Below are 18,090 nucleotides of genomic sequence, written 5' to 3' on the forward strand. Positions count from 1 at the left end.
CCTTGAAAACTAGATAATAGATAGAAGGCAATTAATTTTTTCAAAGCATCAGTAAGATCTTTTTTAACGGTTAAGTTAGAAAGGGCGCACGGTGGATGCCTTGGCACTAGGAGCCGATGAAGGACGGGACTAACACCGATATGCTTCGGGGAGCTGTAAGTAAGCTTTGATCCGGAGATTTCCGAATGGGGAAACCCACTGTTCGTAATGGAACAGTATCTTTACCTGAATACATAGGGTACTGAAGGCAGACCCGGGGAACTGAAACATCTAAGTACCCGGAGGAAGAGAAAGCAAATGCGATTTCCTGAGTAGCGGCGAGCGAAACGGAATTAGCCCAAACCAAGAGGCTTGCCTCTTGGGGTTGTAGGACACTCAACATGGAGTTACAAAGGAACGGGGTAAATGAAGTGATCTGGAAAGGTCCGTCAAAGAAGGTAAAAACCCTGTAGTTGAAACTTCGTTCCCTCCTGAGTGGATCCTGAGTACGGCGGGACACGAGAAATCCCGTCGGAAGCAGGGAGGACCATCTCCCAAGGCTAAATACTACCTAGTGACCGATAGTGAACCAGTACCGTGAGGGAAAGGTGAAAAGCACCCCGGAAGGGGAGTGAAATAGATCCTGAAACCGTGTGCCTACAAGTAGTCAAAGCCCGTTAATGGGTAATGGCGTGCCTTTTGTAGAATGAACCGGCGAGTTACGATTTCATGCGAGGTTAAGTTGATAAGACGGAGCCGCAGCTGAAAGCGAGTCTGAATAGGGCGAATGAGTATGAGGTCGTAGACCCGAAACCAGGTGATCTACCCATGTCCAGGGTGAAGTTCAGGTAACACTGAATGGAGGCCCGAACCCACGCACGTTGAAAAGTGCGGGGATGAGGTGTGGGTAGCGGAGAAATTCCAATCGAACCTGGAGATAGCTGGTTCTCTCCGAAATAGCTTTAGGGCTAGCCTCAAGATGAGAGTATTGGAGGTAGAGCACTGATTGGACTAGGGGCCCCCAACGGGTTACCGAATTCAGTCAAACTCCGAATGCCAAATACTTATTCTTGGGAGTCAGACTGCGAGTGATAAGATCCGTAGTCGAAAGGGAAACAGCCCAGACCACCAGCTAAGGTCCCAAAGTATACGTTAAGTGGAAAAGGATGTGGAGTTGCTTAGACAACCAGGATGTTGGCTCAGAAGCAGCCATCATTTAAAGAGTGCGTAATAGCTCACTGGTCGAGTGACTCCGCGCCGAAAATGTACCGGGGCTAAACGTATCACCGAAGCTGTGGATTGACACCGTATGGTGTCGATGGTAGGAGAGCGTTCTAAGGGCGTTGAAGTCAGACCGGAAGGACTGGTGGAGCGCTTAGAAGTGAGAATGCCGGTATGAGTAGCGAAAGAAGGGTGAGAATCCCTTCCACCGAATGCCTAAGGTTTCCTGAGGAAGGCTCGTCCGCTCAGGGTTAGTCGGGACCTAAGCCGAGGCCGAAAGGCGTAGGCGATGGACAACAGGTTGATATTCCTGTACCACCTATACATCGTTTGAACGATGGGGGGACGCAGAAGGATAGGGTAAGCGCGCTGTTGGATATGCGCGTCCAAGCAGTTAGGCCGGAAACGAGGCAAATCCCGTTTCCATTAAGGCGGAGCTGTGATGGCGAGGGAAATATAGTACCGAAGTTCCTGATTCCACAGCCGCCAAGAAAAGCCTCTAGTGAGATGTAAGGTGCCCGTACCGCAAACCGACACAGGTAGGCGAGGAGAGAATCCTAAGGTGTGCGAGAGAACTCTCGTTAAGGAACTCGGCAAAATGACCCCGTAACTTCGGGAGAAGGGGTGCTTTTTAGGGTGAATAGCCCGGAAAAGCCGCAGTGAATAGGCCCAGGCGACTGTTTAGCAAAAACACAGGTCTCTGCGAAGCCGCAAGGCGAAGTATAGGGGCTGACACCTGCCCGGTGCTGGAAGGTTAAGGGGAGAGGTTAGCGCAAGCGAAGCTTTGAACCGAAGCCCCAGTAAACGGCGGCCGTAACTATAACGGTCCTAAGGTAGCGAAATTCCTTGTCGGGTAAGTTCCGACCCGCACGAAAGGTGTAACGATCTGGGCACTGTCTCAACGAGAGACTCGGTGAAATTATAGTACCTGTGAAGATGCAGGTTACCCGCGACAGGACGGAAAGACCCCGTGGAGCTTTACTGCAGCCTGATATTGAATTTTGGTACAGCTTGTACAGGATAGGTAGGAGCCTGAGAAGCCGGAGCGCTAGCTTCGGTGGAGGCGTTGGTGGGATACTACCCTGGCTGTATTGAAATTCTAACCCGCGCCCCTTATCGGGGTGGGAGACAGTGTCAGGTGGGCAGTTTGACTGGGGCGGTCGCCTCCTAAAGAGTAACGGAGGCGCCCAAAGGTTCCCTCAGAATGGTTGGAAATCATTCGTAGAGTGTAAAGGCACAAGGGAGCTTGACTGCGAGACCTACAAGTCGAGCAGGGACGAAAGTCGGGCTTAGTGATCCGGTGGTTCCGCATGGAAGGGCCATCGCTCAACGGATAAAAGCTACCCCGGGGATAACAGGCTTATCTCCCCCAAGAGTCCACATCGACGGGGAGGTTTGGCACCTCGATGTCGGCTCATCGCATCCTGGGGCTGTAGTCGGTCCCAAGGGTTGGGCTGTTCGCCCATTAAAGCGGTACGCGAGCTGGGTTCAGAACGTCGTGAGACAGTTCGGTCCCTATCCGTCGCGGGCGCAGGAAATTTGAGAGGAGCTGTCCTTAGTACGAGAGGACCGGGATGGACGCACCGCTGGTGTACCAGTTGTCTTGCCAAAGGCATAGCTGGGTAGCTACGTGCGGACGGGATAAGTGCTGAAAGCATCTAAGCATGAAGCCCCCCTCGAGATGAGATTTCCCATAGCGCAAGCTAGTAAGATCCCTGAAAGATGATCAGGTTGATAGGTCAGAGGTGGAAGCGTGGCGACATGTGGAGCTGACTGATACTAATAGATCGAGGACTTAACCACGCTTTAAAAAATGAAATACCTTCTTATTATCTAGTTTTGAAGGAATGAAAATTTCTTCTTGCATTTTTTCAAAAAGACGTTATAATAATAAATGTCTTAAAAAAATGTTAACATTGTTTGGTGGCGATAGCGAAGAGGTCACACCCGTTCCCATTCCGAACACGGCAGTTAAGCTCTTCAGCGCCGATGGTAGTTGGGGGTTTCCCCCTGTGAGAGTAGGACGCCGCCAAGCAGTTACACATATGGAGGATTAGCTCAGCTGGGAGAGCATCTGCCTTACAAGCAGAGGGTCGGCGGTTCGATCCCGTCATCCTCCACCATTTTTACACCTGCCGGTGTAGCTCAACTGGTAGAGCAACTGACTTGTAATCAGTAGGTTGGGGGTTCAAGTCCTCTTGCCGGCACCATCTTTTATTATTAAACGTACGAGCCATTAGCTCAGTTGGTAGAGCATCTGACTTTTAATCAGAGGGTCGAAGGTTCGAATCCTTCATGGCTCACCATTATATTATGCGGGTGTGGCGGAATTGGCAGACGCACCAGACTTAGGATCTGGCGCCGCAAGGCGTGGGGGTTCAAGTCCCTTCACCCGCATCTTTCATGCGGAAGTAGTTCAGTGGTAGAATACAACCTTGCCAAGGTTGGGGTCGCGGGTTCGAATCCCGTCTTCCGCTCCACTTTTCGTATGTGCCGGGGTGGCGGAACTGGCAGACGCACAGGACTTAAAATCCTGCGGTAGGTGACTACCGTACCGGTTCGATTCCGGTCCTCGGCACCATCTTAATATGCGCCCGTAGCTCAATTGGATAGAGCATCTGACTACGAATCAGAAGGTTGTAGGTTCGACTCCCGCCGGGCGCACCATGTTTTTTGCGGGAAGTAGCTCAGCTTGGTAGAGCACTTGGTTTGGGACCAAGGGGTCGCAGGTTCGAATCCTGTCTTCCCGACCACGTGATTTCTAATGAATGGGGCCTTAGCTCAGCTGGGAGAGCGCCTGCCTTGCACGCAGGAGGTCAGCGGTTCGATCCCGCTAGGCTCCACCATTTTTCATCAAAACTTATATTATATTGGCGGTGTAGCTCAGCTGGCTAGAGCGTACGGTTCATACCCGTGAGGTCGGGGGTTCGATCCCCTCCGCCGCTACCAATAAATATAAGGACCTTTAGCTCAGCTGGTTAGAGCAGACGGCTCATAACCGTCCGGTCGTAGGTTCGAGTCCTACAAGGTCCACCATGTAATTTTTTTAGCCACGGAGGTATACCCAAGTTCGGCTGAAGGGATCGGTCTTGAAAACCGACAGGGGAGTCAAATCCCGCGGGGGTTCGAATCCCTCTACCTCCTCCATTTCTTTAAAAGCAGCAAGTTGTTTTGAAACAACCTTTACATAGAGGAAGCGGAAGAAACAATTTACACGAAAACTTGATGCGAGATCGTTTCATTATTACCGTCGCGGGGTGGAGCAGTCCGGTAGCTCGTCGGGCTCATAACCCGAAGGTCGCAGGTTCAAATCCTGTCCCCGCAATTATTAGGTCCCGTGGTGTAGCGGTTAACATGCCTGCCTGTCACGCAGGAGATCGCGGGTTCGATTCCCGTCGGGACCGCCATTATAAAATTTAATACAAATGTGGCTCAGTAGCTCAGTCGGTAGAGCAAAGGACTGAAAATCCTTGTGTCGGCGGTTCGATTCCGTCCTGAGCCACCATTATTTCAAAAATTACGGCGATTGTGGCGAAGTGGTTAACGCACCTGATTGTGGTTCAGGCATTCGTGGGTTCGATTCCCATCAGTCGCCCCATTTCGCGGGTGTAGTTTAGTGGTAAAACCTCAGCCTTCCAAGCTGATGATGAGGGTTCGATTCCCTTCACCCGCTCCAATTTATGGGCCTATAGCTCAGCTGGTTAGAGCGCACGCCTGATAAGCGTGAGGTCGATGGTTCGAGTCCATTTAGGCCCACCATATTCATATTGTTCCGCAGTAGCTCAGTGGTAGAGCATTCGGCTGTTAACCGAACGGTCGTAGGTTCGAGTCCTACCTGCGGAGCCATGGGGAAGTACTCAAGAGGCTGAAGAGGCGCCCCTGCTAAGGGTGTAGGTCGCGTGAGCGGCGCGAGGGTTCAAATCCCTCCTTCTCCGCCATTTGGCCCGTTGGTCAAGCGGTTAAGACACCGCCCTTTCACGGCGGTAACACGGGTTCGAATCCCGTACGGGTCATAAAAAAGAAGCATACATTCTGTATGCTTCTTTTTTTTATTTATTTCTCTTCATTGATATAACTATCTTTTTGTTTATAAGGAATGTCTCCAAGCTGAGATTCAACGTTTTCTTCATCTAATGTATCTTCATAGTTCTTTTGCTTTTTATTCGGGATACCCCTTATTTTTTTTCCTTCGATATCATTTGCTACAAATCCTTCATAGTCTTCAGGAAATCCATCGGTTTCATCTTCTGTTTTATAAAGATTATTATAGCTGTCATGATCGCCCGTGTAATCCGCAGGTGTTTCAGATGTACCAAATTTGGCTACTTCGCCAAAGCTATCTTCTTTATCTACTATTTCACTTCCATGACGGTTTTCAAAATTATTTCCCTTTGATGGAATCAGTACGTCTTCTTCAACTGGTCGATCTTGTATAGTCGGTCGTTCTGGGGCGTGCTCGACACAGTAGAGAGTGGTAGGGATGGCTTCAAGCCGTTCAAAAGGGATTTCAGTATCACAGGTTTTACAATGGCCATAGAAGCCTGCATCTATCGCATTCAATGCATTCTTGACTTTTTCCATTTCAGATTGTGCATGCTCATCTAGTGCCTGGTTTCTTTCCATTTCGAATAATTCGGTTCCAAGGTCAGCGGGATGATTGTCATAGGAGGATAGTTCCCCTACAGATTCTGTCTGACTTTTATTTAGAAGTGATTGTTCATCATTTTTTAGCCTATTATTCAGTTCTTCTTTTTCTATAAGTAGTTCTTTTTTTAAATGTTGCGTTTGTTGTTTGGTTGCCATGTTTATTTCACTCCTTCGAAAGTCTATATCTCATTTGAATAATGGTTGGATGGGTGTCTTATTCATTACCCGAATCGGAGGGGAGGGAAACAAATTGGATAGGAAGCAAAAAAGGACTGAGTCAAATCGACTCAGTCCTTAGAGATTAAATAAGATAGCTGATGAATAATCCAATGGCCATAAGCAGGCCGAAGAAGGTGTTCGTTTGGGCCGTGGCTTTCATCGCAGGGACCATCGTAATAGGTGAAGTTTTACCTACGAAGCCTTTGATAGCTGCCAAGGCTTTCGGAATGCTTAGGAAGGCAAGCAAAATCCATGCTGTAACGCTTCCAGCTAGGACTAATCCTACTAGCCATAGGTAAGAGAAGGCAAACATAATCGCCATAAATGTTAAGGCATTTTTTCTGCCCATTACTACAGGCATCGTTTTTCGACCGTGTGCCTTATCTCCGTCATGGTCACGGAGGTTATTGGATAAATTGATTAACCCAACTAAAATTCCGCTTGGTATTGCAATTAAGATAGCTGTGGTAGAAACAAAACCAGTTTGAATGAAAAAGGCAATCAAGATTATCAGAAAGCCCATAAACAATCCAGAAAAAAGTTCTCCAAATGGTGTGTATGAAATAGGCAGTGGACCGCCAGTGTAAAGGTAGCCGACAAGCATACAGACCAGTCCTACCCCAGCAAGCCACCAAGATGATACAGCACAGATATAGATTCCAAGTATCAGTGCGATGCCATACATACTAAGGGCTAAGGTCATGATGAGTTTTGGAGTCATGCCATGACGGACAATGCCACCACCTATGCCAACAGATTCTTCTGTATCCAAGCCTCTCTTGAAATCATAGTATTCATTGAATAAGTTCGTTGCAGCTTGAATCAGGATACTTGCAATCATCATGGCTGCAAATAGTAGCCAATTTACGCCATCTTCTAAAAGTGCAATCATAGTTCCAAGTAGGACTGGAACAAAAGCTGCGGTAAGTGTATGTGGACGAATTAACTCCCACCAAATTTTCCAGGTTCGTTTAAGGGGAAGGTCGTCGTATTCTGTTTGCATTATTTCTCTCCTCAAAATCATTATTAGTTCCCTTGAATTATATCAAATATTGAAATTGTTCACAAAAGGTTATCCTATTTAGTGTAGGAAAAGTGGTGGGAAGTGTCAATTGAATTTCATAGACGATCACTTCCAATATCAAGGGTATTCTACTTCATTCACTAAGAATCATATAATAAGGAAAAAAGCAGTCATGAATCGTTCGATAAAGGGGCGTTTTATTGACATTGGGTTGAAGAGAGGTGTATCTTTAAATAGGTTAAAAAGCTTTTAAAATGTACATTTGGGGGGATTTTTTTGGCTATCTCAGAAGAAACTCAACAGTTTCAGGGACTGGCTTCAGCTATACAAAAGGCAAAGGACTTGAATGGTCAAGTTCTATTCAGTCATATTAAGAAAATAAATTGCAACAACCCCCTTTCATTTTATCAAGCTGGAAGAGAACGGTATGCGGGTGAACGCTTTTTCTGGGAGGACCCTGCAAAAGAAATAACCATTACTGGTTTAGGCAACGTTAAGAAACTCCAAGCGGCATCAAATGCCGACCGTTATAGAGAAGTCGAAATGAGCTGGATCAAACTGCAGAATACTGCTGTCAAAACAGGAGTGACCGATGTAGAAGCAACTGGTCCTTTACTCTTTGGTGGCTTTTCTTTTGATTATGAAACTAACAGTACGCTCCTTTGGAACCAATTCGGGGACAATCTGTTTTATATACCTGCCTTCATGCTATCGCTAGTGGGGGAGCAAGCTTACTTAACGACAAACCTACTTTGTTCACCGGATGATTCAGAAAAACTCTTCATAGATATGATAAATGAACGGGAATCTTTCCTTATCGAAAGCTTGAATGGCACCGAACTGCGTGCCAATACTCTTGTTAAGCAGAAGGAAGTCAAACCTAAGGAATGGAAGCAGACGGTTGCAGAGGCTGTTGAGGAAATCAAGACAACAGATCTCGACAAAATTGTTTTGGCAAGAGAGCTGCGCCTTGTGTTTGAGCGCTCCATTGATTCAGAGAAAGTACTCGAGCAATTGATTGCTGAGCAGCCATTAAGCTATATTTTTAGTTTGGAAGCGGGCGGTGACTGTTTCGTGGGTGCAACTCCTGAGCGTTTGATAAAGAAGCAGGGTAATGAAGTCTTTTCTACCTGTCTTGCAGGATCGATGGGACGGGGGAAAACTGTAGAAGAGGATGCTTGTCTTGGTGATGAACTGCTTCATGACCAAAAGAATTTACAAGAGCATCAATACGTCGTTTCGATGATATCAAATGCGTTTGAGGCGGTATGTGAAAAGGTAATCGTTCCGACCGAACCGAAATTAATGAAAAACCGTCATATTCAGCATCTGTATACACCGGTCCGTGGAATTTGCAATGAGGGTGTCACGATTTTTGAGTTTGTAGAAAATCTGCATCCAACACCTGCTATGGGCGGGCTTCCGAAAGAAGAAGCTGTCGCCCGTATTCGAGAAATAGAAGGTCTTGAACGCGGCTTTTATGCGGGACCATTGGGCTGGGTCGATACCTATGGGAACGGGGAATTTGCAGTTGGGATTCGTTCCGCCCTACTACAGGATAATGAGGCATCGCTTTTTGCAGGGTGCGGCGTAGTGGAAGATTCGACACCTGAAAGTGAATTCCAGGAAACGGGGATTAAATTTAATCCAATGCTAAGTGCTTTAGGAGGAAATCTTAATGAATGACCGAGATGCATTGACAGCGTATGCTGCTTCATTTGTCGATGAGCTTGCACAAAATAAGATGAAGCATGTGGTGGTAAGTCCAGGTTCACGATCCACACCGCTCGCTTTGCTGCTGGTAGAACATCCTGATATCGAAGTTCATATTAATGTGGATGAGCGTTCGGCTGCTTTTTTTGCCCTTGGTTTGGCTAAGGCATTAAAAAAACCTGTCGGACTTCTTTGTACGTCTGGTACAGCTGCTGCTAACTTTTACCCAGCTGTCATTGAGGCTTACTATTCAAGGGTGCCACTGATCGTGCTGACGGCTGATCGTCCGCATGAGTTGCGTGATGTAGGGGCTCCACAGGCCATTGATCAAATTCATCTGTACGGAAGGCAAGTGAAGTGGTTTGTCGAAATGGCGCTTCCGGAAAGTACCGATGAAATGATGCGATATGCGAGAACAATCGGTGCAAGGTCAGTTTCGACAGCGGCAACTGAGCCAGCTGGACCCGTACATTTGAACTTCCCGCTTCGTGAACCACTTATTCCAAATTTGGAACAAGCTAAAGAATATAGGCAAAATAAAATGACACCGGCTGTGATGATTGAAAATGGTGCACTATCACTGTCTGATTCACATATAGATGCGCTAGCAGCTACGTTATCACAAGCGAAACAAGGAATGATCGTGTGTGGAGAATTACGGCATCCAAAGATGAAGGAAGCAATTGTAGCTTTAGCTGAGAAGCTTGCTTTCCCGATACTAGCTGACCCTCTTTCTCAGCTAAGAAGTGGCAAACACGATAAAGAAGGTATTATTGATACCTACGATACATTTCTACGTGATGAAGCGGCCAAGGAAGCTTTCCGGCCGGATGTAGTGTTGCGTTTCGGTTCTATGCCGGTATCTAAACCTTTATTGTTATTCATGAAAAAACAAAAACAGGCAATTACTTTGGTCATTGATGGCGGAGCAGGATGGCGCGAACCAGCAGGACTGGCAACCAACATGATTTACTGCGAAGAAAAAGATTTTTGCCAACGTGTATGTGAAAAAATTCCGAATGCTACTGAGAAAAACTGGCTTGGTTTGTGGCAAACTGTCAATGGAGCAACGAAGAATGCCTTATCTTCCATCCGTGATGAAGCGGAGTTAAGTGAAGGAAAGCTGTTCTCGCTGATACAGGACATGATGCCAATAGAATCGACGTTATTCGTCGGAAATAGTATGCCAATACGGGATCTGGATACATTCTTTTTGAATAATGAAAAAGGAATCAAAACCTTTGCAAATCGGGGAGCGAACGGAATTGATGGTGTAGTTTCTACTGCGCTTGGCGTAAGCACCGTTTCAGAAAATACAGTACTCGCAATCGGAGATTTAAGCTTTTTCCATGATATGAACGGATTGCTTGCGGCTAAGCTGCAAAAGCAAAATATCACGATTTTGCTGATTAATAATGACGGCGGCGGTATATTCTCTTTCCTTCCACAGGCAAATGATAGGGAACACTTCGAAACGTTATTCGGCACTCCCCACGGGCTTGATTTTTCCCATACTGCACAGCTTTACGGCGGGAAATACAGCAAGGTGCAAAATTGGGATGAACTGAAGCAGGTATTTACAGAGTCGTTTGAAATCCAAGGCTTGAAAATAATCGAAGTACCTACCGAAAGGGAGTCCAATTTGCAAAAGCATCGAAATTTGTGGAATTTTGTTTCCCAGGAAATAAAAGTGGTATTAGATAGGGGAATATCATGAAAATTGTCTGCAGAGATGTCACTTATTCTGTTGAAATAGTGGGAAATGGAGAACCTCTTGTACTTTTGCATGGATTTACGGGAAATCGAGATACATGGAAATTTCTCATCCCGCTTTTGCGTGAAAGATATACCTTGATCATGGTCGATATTATCGGACATGGAGGGACTGCATCTCCAGCCGATTATCGTCGGTATAAGATGAAGCAAGTGACTGAGGACCTTAAGCATATTTTGGATGAGTTAAATTTCCCAAAAACCCATATCCTTGGATATTCAATGGGAGGGAGGCTTGCTTTGGGCTTTGCCTGTTTGTATCCTGAGTACGTAAAGACATTGATGTTAGAAAGCGCTTCACCTGGCCTTTTAACAGAAGAGGAGCGGGAAATCCGCAGAAGTAATGATAAGAAGCTTGCCGGAAAGATTCTTGAAAACGGCATCGAGGCGTTTGTCGATCAGTGGGAAAACATCCCGCTGTTTGAAAGTCAGAAAAGGTTATCATCTAAAACCCAGGCGGCGATTCGACAGCAGCGTTTGGAAAATAATCCTTCGGGCCTTTCCAGTAGCCTTTTAGGAATGGGAACCGGCAGTCAGGCTTCCTATTGGGAAGAACTAGAATTTCTTGATTTTCCAGTGCTTCTTGTTACTGGTGAACTCGATCCCAAGTTTTGTCTGATTGCGGAATCGATGCAAAAAATGCTGAAACAGGCTGAATGGAAAATAATTAATGATGCCGGACATGCGATTCATGTGGAAGATGGAGAAAAGTTTGGTAAAATAATAAGTGAGTTTTTAATGCGAAATTAAAGGAGGATTTTAGATGACAATACAATGGGAAACAATACGTGAGTATGATGAAATTTTATATGAAAAATATAATGGGATTGCGAAAGTGTCTATCAACCGTCCGCATGTACATAATGCATTCACGCCAAAAACGACTGCTGAGATGATTGATGCATTCGCAAGAGCGCGTGATGATTCTAGCATTGGAGTTATTATTTTAACGGGTGTAGGCGGCAAAGCATTCTGTTCAGGCGGGGACCAAAAAGTACGGGGAAACGGTGGATATGTCGGCGAAGATAATATTCCGCGTCTAAACGTACTTGATTTGCAACGTTTGATCCGTGTGATTCCGAAACCAGTTGTAGCTATGGTTGCTGGTTATGCGATTGGTGGCGGTAATGTATTGAATGTGGTATGTGACTTAACAATTGCCGCTGACAATGCAGTCTTTGGACAAACCGGGCCGAACGTAGGAAGCTTTGATGCTGGTTATGGTTCAGGTTATTTAGCACGTATCGTTGGTCATAAGAAAGCACGTGAAATTTGGTACCTATGTCGTCAATACAATGCTCAAGAAGCATTGGATATGGGACTAGTTAACACGGTTGTTCCTTTAGACCAATTAGAAGCAGAAACAGTTAAATGGTGTGAAGAAATGCTTGAGAAGAGCCCAACTGCACTTCGTTTCTTAAAAGCAGCGATGAATGCGGATACAGATGGTCTTGCAGGTCTTCAACAATTGGCTGGCGATGCTACACTTTTATACTATACAACAGAAGAAGCAAAAGAAGGCCGCGATGCGTTCAAAGAAAAACGCGATCCGGACTTCGGACAATTCCCTCGTTTCCCTTAATGAGACGCGTGAATCGATAAGACAGACAGCTTGGCGGATAATCGCCGGGCTGTTTTCTATATCTAAATGTATGGGAGGGTAAGCAATGATGGCAGAAGAAAAGTTGCCGAACTGGCTGAAAAATCGGGCACATCTATCACCGGATCGTCCGGCGATTGAATTTGAAGGGCGTACGTATACCTTTCTAGAACTACATACTCTAACAGGGAAAATGGCCGGTAAGCTAGCGAACAAAGGTGTGAAGGCTGGCGAATCATGCGCGGTTTTGCTCCGGAATCATATAGATAGTGTCGTCGTGATTCATGCGCTCTTTTATCTGGGTGTGAAGATCGTGATGCTGAATAATAAGTTAACGGCAAAAGAACTTTCCTGGCAGATCGAGGATAGTGAGGCAGTACGTCTGATATCGGAGGATTCCTTCTCTGAAAAACTCTCCGATATTCGTGACATTCTCACGGGTTTCCAGATTCTTTTAAAGGAAGAATTACCCGAAGAAGGCACGACAGAATTTCTCCATGAGTTTAATCTTGAAGATACAGCTACGATTATGTATACATCGGGTACAACGGGTAATCCAAAGGGTGTAATACAAACATTCGGCAACCACTGGTGGAGTGCGGTTGGTTCTATGTTGAATCTTGGATTGAGGGAAGAAGATACATGGTATTGTGCGGTCCCGATTTTTCATATTAGCGGCCTGTCTATTTTGATGAAAAATGTAATTTATGGTATGAAGGTCGTGCTGGTAGAGAAGTTTGATGAACGAGAAGCGAACCGGAGCATTCAGGAAAATGGCGTGACGATTATTTCGGTCGTGACGACGATGCTGAACCGGATGTTGCATGATTTAGGAAAGACAAGCTATCCAGAAACCTTCCGCTGTATGCTGTTAGGCGGCGGCCCGGCACCGGTTCATTTGCTTGAAGTATGTAAGGGAAAAGGGATTCCTGTCTATCAGACGTATGGGATGACTGAAACATCTTCGCAGATTGTAACACTTGCACCGGAATATAGCATGACAAAAATCGGGTCGGCGGGGAAACCTTTGTTTCCTTCGCAGTTACGGATAGTTAAGGACGGTAGGACCTGTGAACCTGGTGTAGCGGGTGAAATTGTTGTTTCAGGTCCGAATGTGACGAAAGGTTATTTCAAACGATTGGATGCGACACAGCAAGCGATTACGGAGGGATGGCTTTATACTGGGGATCTTGGTTATCTTGATGAAGAAGGCTTTTTGTATGTGCTTGACCGACGCTCCGATTTAATCATCTCCGGTGGCGAAAATGTCTATCCGGCTGAAATTGAAAATGTTCTAAGTAAGCACCCGGCTGTTTTCGAGGCGGGAGTTACGGGAACAGACGATGAAAAATGGGGACAGGTACCACTCGCGTTTGTCGTCTTACATCAAGGTGCAGAGTTGAAAGAGACCGAGCTTTTGAATTATTGCGGGGACTCCTTGGCTGCTTATAAAATTCCCCGGAATGTTATTTTTTGTGAGGAGCTTCCCAGGAATGGTGCGAGTAAGCTGCTGCGAAGGGAATTGAAGAAGAGAGTGGGGAAACAACGATGAAGTTATCCTCCATCTCATTACGGCTCATTACGGCCCCTTTAAAGCAACCGTTTAAGACCCACCTCGAGATGGTAAGCGAACGCGAAGTGATTGTTGTCGAAGCCAAAGATCAAGATGGGCTAATCGGATACGGTGAAGCGGTGCCATTTACAAGTCCTTGGTATACCGAGGAAACGGTTAAAACCTGCTTTCATATGTTGGAGGATTTCTTAATTCCTTTGACATTGGCTGGTCAGTTTAAGCACCCTAATGAACTGCCAAGCTTATGGAGCGGAATAAGAAGGAATGCGATGGCGAAGTCAGCTCTAGATCAGGCGATTTGGGATTTATATGCGAAGCAGAAGGGATTCTACCTCGGACAGTTGTTTGGAGGGGAACGGAGCGAAGTTACGGCTGGTGTTGTCGTTGCATCGGATAATATCGGTGATGCGATGCGTCAGATTGACGATTTTTCCGCATTCGGGTATCAGCGGTATAAAATAAAAATCAATCCTAAAAATGACTTGGAGTTTCTATCAGAAATTCGACGCACCTATCCTGATATCCCGTTAATGGCGGATGCCAATTCGGCGTACAAGCTTGAAGACACTTCGCACCTGCAAAAGCTTGATGCGTTCAAGTTGATGATGATTGAGCAACCACTAGGGCATGACGACATAGTCGAACATTCTGTTTTGCAAAAGCAGCTGCAGACGCCAATTTGTCTTGATGAAAGCATCAATTCCTATCATGATGCGAAAAATGCACTCTTACTCGAGAGCTGCGGGGTAATTACAATTAAGATGGCCAAAGTAGGTGGCTGGTCGGAAGCGGTCAAAATCCATGATCTATGCGTGGAAAAAAACGTGCCCGTTTGGTGCGGAGGCATGATTGAATTTGGCATATCCCGAGCTCATAATATCGCGCTAGCCACATTAAAAGGCTTTACAATTCCGGGGGACATATCATCATCGTCCCGCTATTGGGAAGAGGATATTATTGAACCGGAAGTCATCGTCGAAAGTGGCGTCATTCAGGTTCCGGAAAAAGCAGGAATCGGTTTTGCCATAAATGAAAAGCGACTAAATGAATTGACGACCTATAGTAAGCTGTACCGGTAAAACGACAAAGAGGTGCAATTCGCACCTCCTCTTTTGAATGTACTTTTAATTCGTAAGGCCATCGTCTTTAATATTCCTTAGGCTGTTTGGATAACAAGCGAGGAGCTAGATGCATATGAAGATAGGAAATAGAATGAAGGGAGGCACGTGAATAAATATGTTCCGCTTTCTACTGTCTAATAATGCATTTCTATCACTTGTCTTAGTGAACCCAAATGCTTTTTCTTCTATATTCATAACGCAAAAGATAGGGTTGTATCTTGTGAAGCCAACTATAATATAACCTGAATAATTTGATTGTTCGTAATGATTAATATGTCCAACATAATCATCATTTTCCCCGAAAATTGTACCTCCATCCGTCTGAATGATTCCTGTGTGTTAGTAACAAATAAAACAATCTTGGATTAAAATCCACCCCTTAATAAACTTTTTTAATAGTATGATACAAATGGATTTTTACCCTATTCATCTTATTCCTCTAAATAAAACGACTCATAAAACAGATACGGTGTTTAAAAATAAGTAATTCCTAATTCTCCAAAAGTCATATTTTTTTCGAAAAATGGGGCTTTGTCTATTTTTCCTTTTATGGATTATTTTGTATAATAGAGAAAAGTGAAACAACTAAGGAATAGGGAGGGGAGAGTATATGAAAAAGCCATACCTTATTGCAGAAATTCTATTAAGAAGAGGCGTTCCGGATTTTGTCATTAAAGAAGTTACAGCATTGGCTGAGTGTGAATTGTTTCTCTTGAAGAGAAAGTGGGGCATATATAACAGAACAACGGGAGCGTAGGTTAAAAAGCTAAAAGGGAACCGCTATGGTTCTAGTAGGTCCCCATATGTTCTAAGATTTTTTTAGACGGTATCGATTAACTGGACGGCCAATGCTGCCGTACTGGACATCAAGCTGCAGAACGTCCTCGCCGTGTAAGTATTCTAGATAGCGACGGGCTGTTACTCTGGCAATTCCAATTCCATCGGCCACTTCCTCCGCAGATAAAGATCCAGGCTGAGTTTTTATGAATTTTGTGACCTGCTCAAGGGTCGCACCATTTAACCCTTTAGGAACATCGTATTTCGGACTCGTTTCAGGAGATGTTTTATTTTGAAAGAGAATTCGGTCGAGTTGATTTTGAGAAATCTGATGGTCGGGTTCAACTTCCATACGAAAAGCATAATATTGCTCAAGTGTATGTTTTAGTCTCTCGAATTTAAATGGTTTAATTAAATAGTCAAAAGCCCCGTTTTGTATCATTTTTCGGATGGTTTTCTGGTCATTAGCTGCCGAAATGATGATGACATCCACATCAATTTGTTCTTTTCTTATTTGATAGAGTGTATCTACCCCGTTTAAAGAAGGCATGAAGATGTCCAAAATGACAAGATCCGGTTTAGATTGCCTGATTTTTTCAAGACCTTCAAGTCCATTGGAAGCTGTATCAAAGACTTTAAATGCTTGTAGCCGCTCAATGAACTGCTTGTTTACCTCTTGGACCATTGGGTCGTCTTCAATTAAAAGTACGCGAATTTGGTTAGTCATTTTGGTTCTCCTCTATATCATGCATGGGAAAAGAAAGAAAAAAGCTTGTTCCTTCATTAGGACGTGTTGTAAAACTCATTTCGCCATTCGCTTTTTTTACAATTTGGTCTATAAGATAGAGACCAATTCCTGATCCTTCCGCACCTTTTGTTGTAAAACCATACTCAAATATATCTTTGTGAATCTCCTCGGGGATACCGGACCCATTATCTTCAAGTACAATTTGGCAATGCTGTTCATCCTGATAGATGGATAGGTAGACTTGCTTTGGTTCTTCTGATAAATGTTTGAGGGCTGCAAAGGAATTTTCTATCAAGTTCCCGATAATCAATACGAAATCATGATGATCCATATCATTTGGAAAGCGGTCCAGTTTCGTATGTTTATCCATGATGAGTTCGATTCCAAGTTCACGCCCTAAGGAGATTTTACTTAATAGTAGCCCCACTAAATTATCATCGTGAATGTGCTTCGTTAAAAACCTGGTCAATTCCTCTTGCTCTTCTGTAATTTGAAAAATGTACTGTAGTGCATCATCTAAATTCCCAAGTTGAATCAATCCTGCTATCGTATGAAGTTTATTCATATGTTCATGGTTTTGAACACGTAGGGCTTCAACGAATGCTTTGACACTCGTCAATTCTTCAGCAAGCTTCGCTACATCGGTACGATCCTGAAAGATTGCCACAGCTCCGATGGTTTTATCGGCTATTTTAATAGGTACCCGGTTGCTTAGAAGGTTTCTGTTTTGAACCGAAATTTCCTGATTGAAGATAGGAGATGTCCGGTCTAGCACTTCTGGCAGGCGGGTATCACTAATAATGTCATTGATATTCTTGCCAATCACCGCGCCACTGATATTTAGCATTTGCTTTGCCTTTTCATTAAAAATTGTGATGGTTTGATTATTATCTATTGCAATGACACCTTCATGCATCGCATTAAAGGCAGCGGTCCTTTCGACTAACATTCTTGAAATTTCATGAGGCTCAAGTTGAAAGGTTTCTTTTTTTATCCGTCTGGCCATGAGCCAGGAGCCGCATACGCCGAACAGCAGTGTAAGTAATAGAATAATCGCGATTTGGCCTTTCAAGTCCATGATTAATTCGGGAATTGTCGGTAATATGTTTCCGACGAGAACGACACCGATTTGTTCATTTTCCTTATCAAGGATCGGGACAAATGCACGGACTGAAATTCCAAGTTCGCCAGAAGCCTTTGATAGATATTCATGTTCAGCAAAAGCAGCGCTTTCGTCGTTGCTTTTTGATTGTGTTCCCAATTGGCTGAAAACCGGGTGGGAATAGCGAATATGTTGATTGTTCAGCACAACTATATAATCAGCTTGATGAATTTTTCTTAAGTTTTCAATCATAGGGTTTAGTTTTGTCCAACCTTCTGATTCACGGACTAATTTTTGTACTTCAGGTAGTTCGGCAATGGTATGGGCTGTAATCATGGAGCGTTTGCCAATTTCATCCTCCCTGATTGAAACGATGTTTCCAAATATAAAAATCCCGCCTATTAGAATCGAAAAAGCTACGATTACGAATGATAGCAGGGTAATCTTCAATTGAATCGGCATATGAAAGGATTTATCCATTATTTTTCCTCCATTACTTCTATACTTAATAGTAACAGAATTTCTAACACTTTTCGCTATTTTTTGCGCATTGTATTACGACAGGAAAAAGGCTGTGATAGAATAGATATACT

Annotated in this window: 11 protein-coding genes, 21 tRNA genes and 2 rRNA genes; 30 read left to right on the plus strand and 4 right to left on the minus strand. The window is 44.6% G+C overall.

Going from position 1 to position 18,090, the window contains the following annotated elements:
* Positions 1 to 68 precede the first annotated feature (68 nt).
* The 23 genes from JFU24_RS19565 to JFU24_RS19675 all read left to right on the plus strand — a co-directional run bounded on the left by JFU24_RS19565 (position 69) and on the right by JFU24_RS19675 (position 5,213).
* Positions 69 to 3,003, plus strand: a 23S ribosomal RNA gene (locus JFU24_RS19565).
* Positions 3,004 to 3,119: 116 nt separating this feature from the next.
* Positions 3,120 to 3,235 (plus strand): 5S ribosomal RNA (rrf, locus tag JFU24_RS19570).
* A 12-nt stretch (positions 3,236 to 3,247) separates the two neighbouring features.
* A tRNA-Val gene (locus JFU24_RS19575) sits at positions 3,248 to 3,323 on the plus strand.
* Between the two features lie 11 nt (positions 3,324 to 3,334).
* Positions 3,335 to 3,410, plus strand: a tRNA-Thr gene (locus JFU24_RS19580).
* Positions 3,411 to 3,430: 20 nt separating this feature from the next.
* Positions 3,431 to 3,506: transfer RNA gene (locus tag JFU24_RS19585), tRNA-Lys, on the plus strand.
* Positions 3,507 to 3,515: 9 nt separating this feature from the next.
* A tRNA-Leu gene (locus JFU24_RS19590) sits at positions 3,516 to 3,597 on the plus strand.
* A gap of 8 nt (positions 3,598 to 3,605) precedes the next feature.
* A tRNA-Gly gene (locus JFU24_RS19595) sits at positions 3,606 to 3,680 on the plus strand.
* 12 nt (positions 3,681 to 3,692) lie between these two features.
* Positions 3,693 to 3,781: transfer RNA gene (locus tag JFU24_RS19600), tRNA-Leu, on the plus strand.
* Between the two features lie 9 nt (positions 3,782 to 3,790).
* A tRNA-Arg gene (locus tag JFU24_RS19605) sits at positions 3,791 to 3,867 on the plus strand.
* Between the two features lie 9 nt (positions 3,868 to 3,876).
* Positions 3,877 to 3,953 (plus strand) — tRNA-Pro (locus tag JFU24_RS19610).
* 17 nt (positions 3,954 to 3,970) lie between these two features.
* Positions 3,971 to 4,046: transfer RNA gene (locus tag JFU24_RS19615), tRNA-Ala, on the plus strand.
* A gap of 26 nt (positions 4,047 to 4,072) precedes the next feature.
* Positions 4,073 to 4,149: transfer RNA gene (locus tag JFU24_RS19620), tRNA-Met, on the plus strand.
* A 10-nt stretch (positions 4,150 to 4,159) separates the two neighbouring features.
* Positions 4,160 to 4,236, plus strand: a tRNA-Ile gene (locus JFU24_RS19625).
* Between the two features lie 18 nt (positions 4,237 to 4,254).
* Positions 4,255 to 4,347 (plus strand) — tRNA-Ser (locus tag JFU24_RS19630).
* A gap of 104 nt (positions 4,348 to 4,451) precedes the next feature.
* Positions 4,452 to 4,525, plus strand: a tRNA-Met gene (locus tag JFU24_RS19635).
* 6 nt (positions 4,526 to 4,531) lie between these two features.
* Positions 4,532 to 4,607 (plus strand) — tRNA-Asp (locus JFU24_RS19640).
* A 22-nt stretch (positions 4,608 to 4,629) separates the two neighbouring features.
* Positions 4,630 to 4,705 (plus strand) — tRNA-Phe (locus JFU24_RS19645).
* A gap of 17 nt (positions 4,706 to 4,722) precedes the next feature.
* A tRNA-His gene (locus JFU24_RS19650) sits at positions 4,723 to 4,798 on the plus strand.
* A 4-nt stretch (positions 4,799 to 4,802) separates the two neighbouring features.
* Positions 4,803 to 4,876: transfer RNA gene (locus tag JFU24_RS19655), tRNA-Gly, on the plus strand.
* 6 nt (positions 4,877 to 4,882) lie between these two features.
* Positions 4,883 to 4,959: transfer RNA gene (locus tag JFU24_RS19660), tRNA-Ile, on the plus strand.
* 12 nt (positions 4,960 to 4,971) lie between these two features.
* Positions 4,972 to 5,046, plus strand: a tRNA-Asn gene (locus JFU24_RS19665).
* Position 5,047: 1 nt separating this feature from the next.
* Positions 5,048 to 5,138, plus strand: a tRNA-Ser gene (locus tag JFU24_RS19670).
* A 3-nt stretch (positions 5,139 to 5,141) separates the two neighbouring features.
* Positions 5,142 to 5,213: transfer RNA gene (locus JFU24_RS19675), tRNA-Glu, on the plus strand.
* A gap of 40 nt (positions 5,214 to 5,253) precedes the next feature.
* Here the strand turns inward: JFU24_RS19675 and JFU24_RS19680 are convergent.
* Positions 5,254 to 6,003, minus strand: a complete 750-nt coding sequence (locus tag JFU24_RS19680) for a TraR/DksA C4-type zinc finger protein (protein ID WP_201250320.1) — start codon at positions 6,001 to 6,003, stop codon at positions 5,254 to 5,256.
* Between the two features lie 145 nt (positions 6,004 to 6,148).
* Positions 6,149 to 7,069 (minus strand): 1,4-dihydroxy-2-naphthoate polyprenyltransferase, encoded by a 921-nt coding sequence (locus tag JFU24_RS19685; RefSeq protein WP_201187035.1) that lies wholly within the window; start codon positions 7,067 to 7,069, stop codon positions 6,149 to 6,151.
* A 297-nt stretch (positions 7,070 to 7,366) separates the two neighbouring features.
* Here JFU24_RS19685 and JFU24_RS19690 point away from each other — a divergent pair, with 297 nt between their 5' ends.
* From JFU24_RS19690 to JFU24_RS19720, 7 genes are all read left to right on the plus strand, one after another.
* On the plus strand, positions 7,367 to 8,776 hold the full coding sequence (locus tag JFU24_RS19690) for an isochorismate synthase (protein ID WP_201222835.1): 1,410 nt from the start codon (positions 7,367 to 7,369) through the stop codon (positions 8,774 to 8,776).
* A complete protein-coding gene (gene menD / locus JFU24_RS19695; RefSeq protein ID WP_201250321.1) occupies positions 8,769 to 10,520 on the plus strand; it encodes a 2-succinyl-5-enolpyruvyl-6-hydroxy-3-cyclohexene-1-carboxylic-acid synthase in 1,752 nt (583 codons plus the stop codon). The genes JFU24_RS19690 and menD overlap by 8 nt, the downstream gene beginning before the upstream one ends.
* Entirely contained in the window at positions 10,517 to 11,326 is an 810-nt protein-coding gene (menH, locus tag JFU24_RS19700) for a 2-succinyl-6-hydroxy-2,4-cyclohexadiene-1-carboxylate synthase (protein ID WP_201187032.1), read from the plus strand. The genes menD and menH overlap by 4 nt, the downstream gene beginning before the upstream one ends.
* Before the next feature lie 13 nt (positions 11,327 to 11,339).
* Positions 11,340 to 12,158: a 1,4-dihydroxy-2-naphthoyl-CoA synthase gene (menB, locus tag JFU24_RS19705; RefSeq protein ID WP_056521242.1), complete on the plus strand. Its 819-nt coding sequence runs from the start codon at positions 11,340 to 11,342 to the stop codon at positions 12,156 to 12,158.
* A gap of 88 nt (positions 12,159 to 12,246) precedes the next feature.
* The gene (locus tag JFU24_RS19710; RefSeq protein WP_201225074.1) at positions 12,247 to 13,728 is read left to right on the plus strand and encodes an o-succinylbenzoate--CoA ligase; all 1,482 of its coding nucleotides are present in this window, start codon (positions 12,247 to 12,249) and stop codon (positions 13,726 to 13,728) included.
* Positions 13,725 to 14,828 (plus strand): o-succinylbenzoate synthase, encoded by a 1,104-nt coding sequence (gene menC, locus JFU24_RS19715; RefSeq protein WP_201222839.1) that lies wholly within the window; start codon positions 13,725 to 13,727, stop codon positions 14,826 to 14,828. Before JFU24_RS19710 ends, menC begins: the two co-directional genes overlap by 4 nt.
* Before the next feature lie 652 nt (positions 14,829 to 15,480).
* Entirely contained in the window at positions 15,481 to 15,627 is a 147-nt protein-coding gene (locus JFU24_RS19720; RefSeq protein WP_157443825.1) for a hypothetical protein, read from the plus strand.
* Positions 15,628 to 15,678: 51 nt separating this feature from the next.
* On the opposite strand, the gene JFU24_RS19725 is transcribed toward JFU24_RS19720, so the two are convergent.
* Together JFU24_RS19725 and JFU24_RS19730 are read right to left on the minus strand one after the other, a co-directional pair.
* Positions 15,679 to 16,374 carry a response regulator gene (locus JFU24_RS19725; protein ID WP_053347921.1) on the minus strand — a complete coding sequence of 232 codons (696 nt, stop codon included), beginning with the start codon at positions 16,372 to 16,374 and terminating at the stop codon, positions 15,679 to 15,681.
* Positions 16,367 to 17,977, minus strand: coding sequence for an ATP-binding protein (locus JFU24_RS19730; RefSeq protein WP_201187027.1), 1,611 nt, complete (start codon positions 17,975 to 17,977; stop codon positions 16,367 to 16,369). Before JFU24_RS19730 ends, JFU24_RS19725 begins: the two co-directional genes overlap by 8 nt.
* Between the last annotated feature and the right edge of the window lie 113 nt (positions 17,978 to 18,090).

It is taken from the genome of Peribacillus sp. TH27 (genome assembly GCF_016650915.1).
Lineage (GTDB): Bacteria > Bacillota > Bacilli > Bacillales > DSM-1321 > Peribacillus > Peribacillus butanolivorans.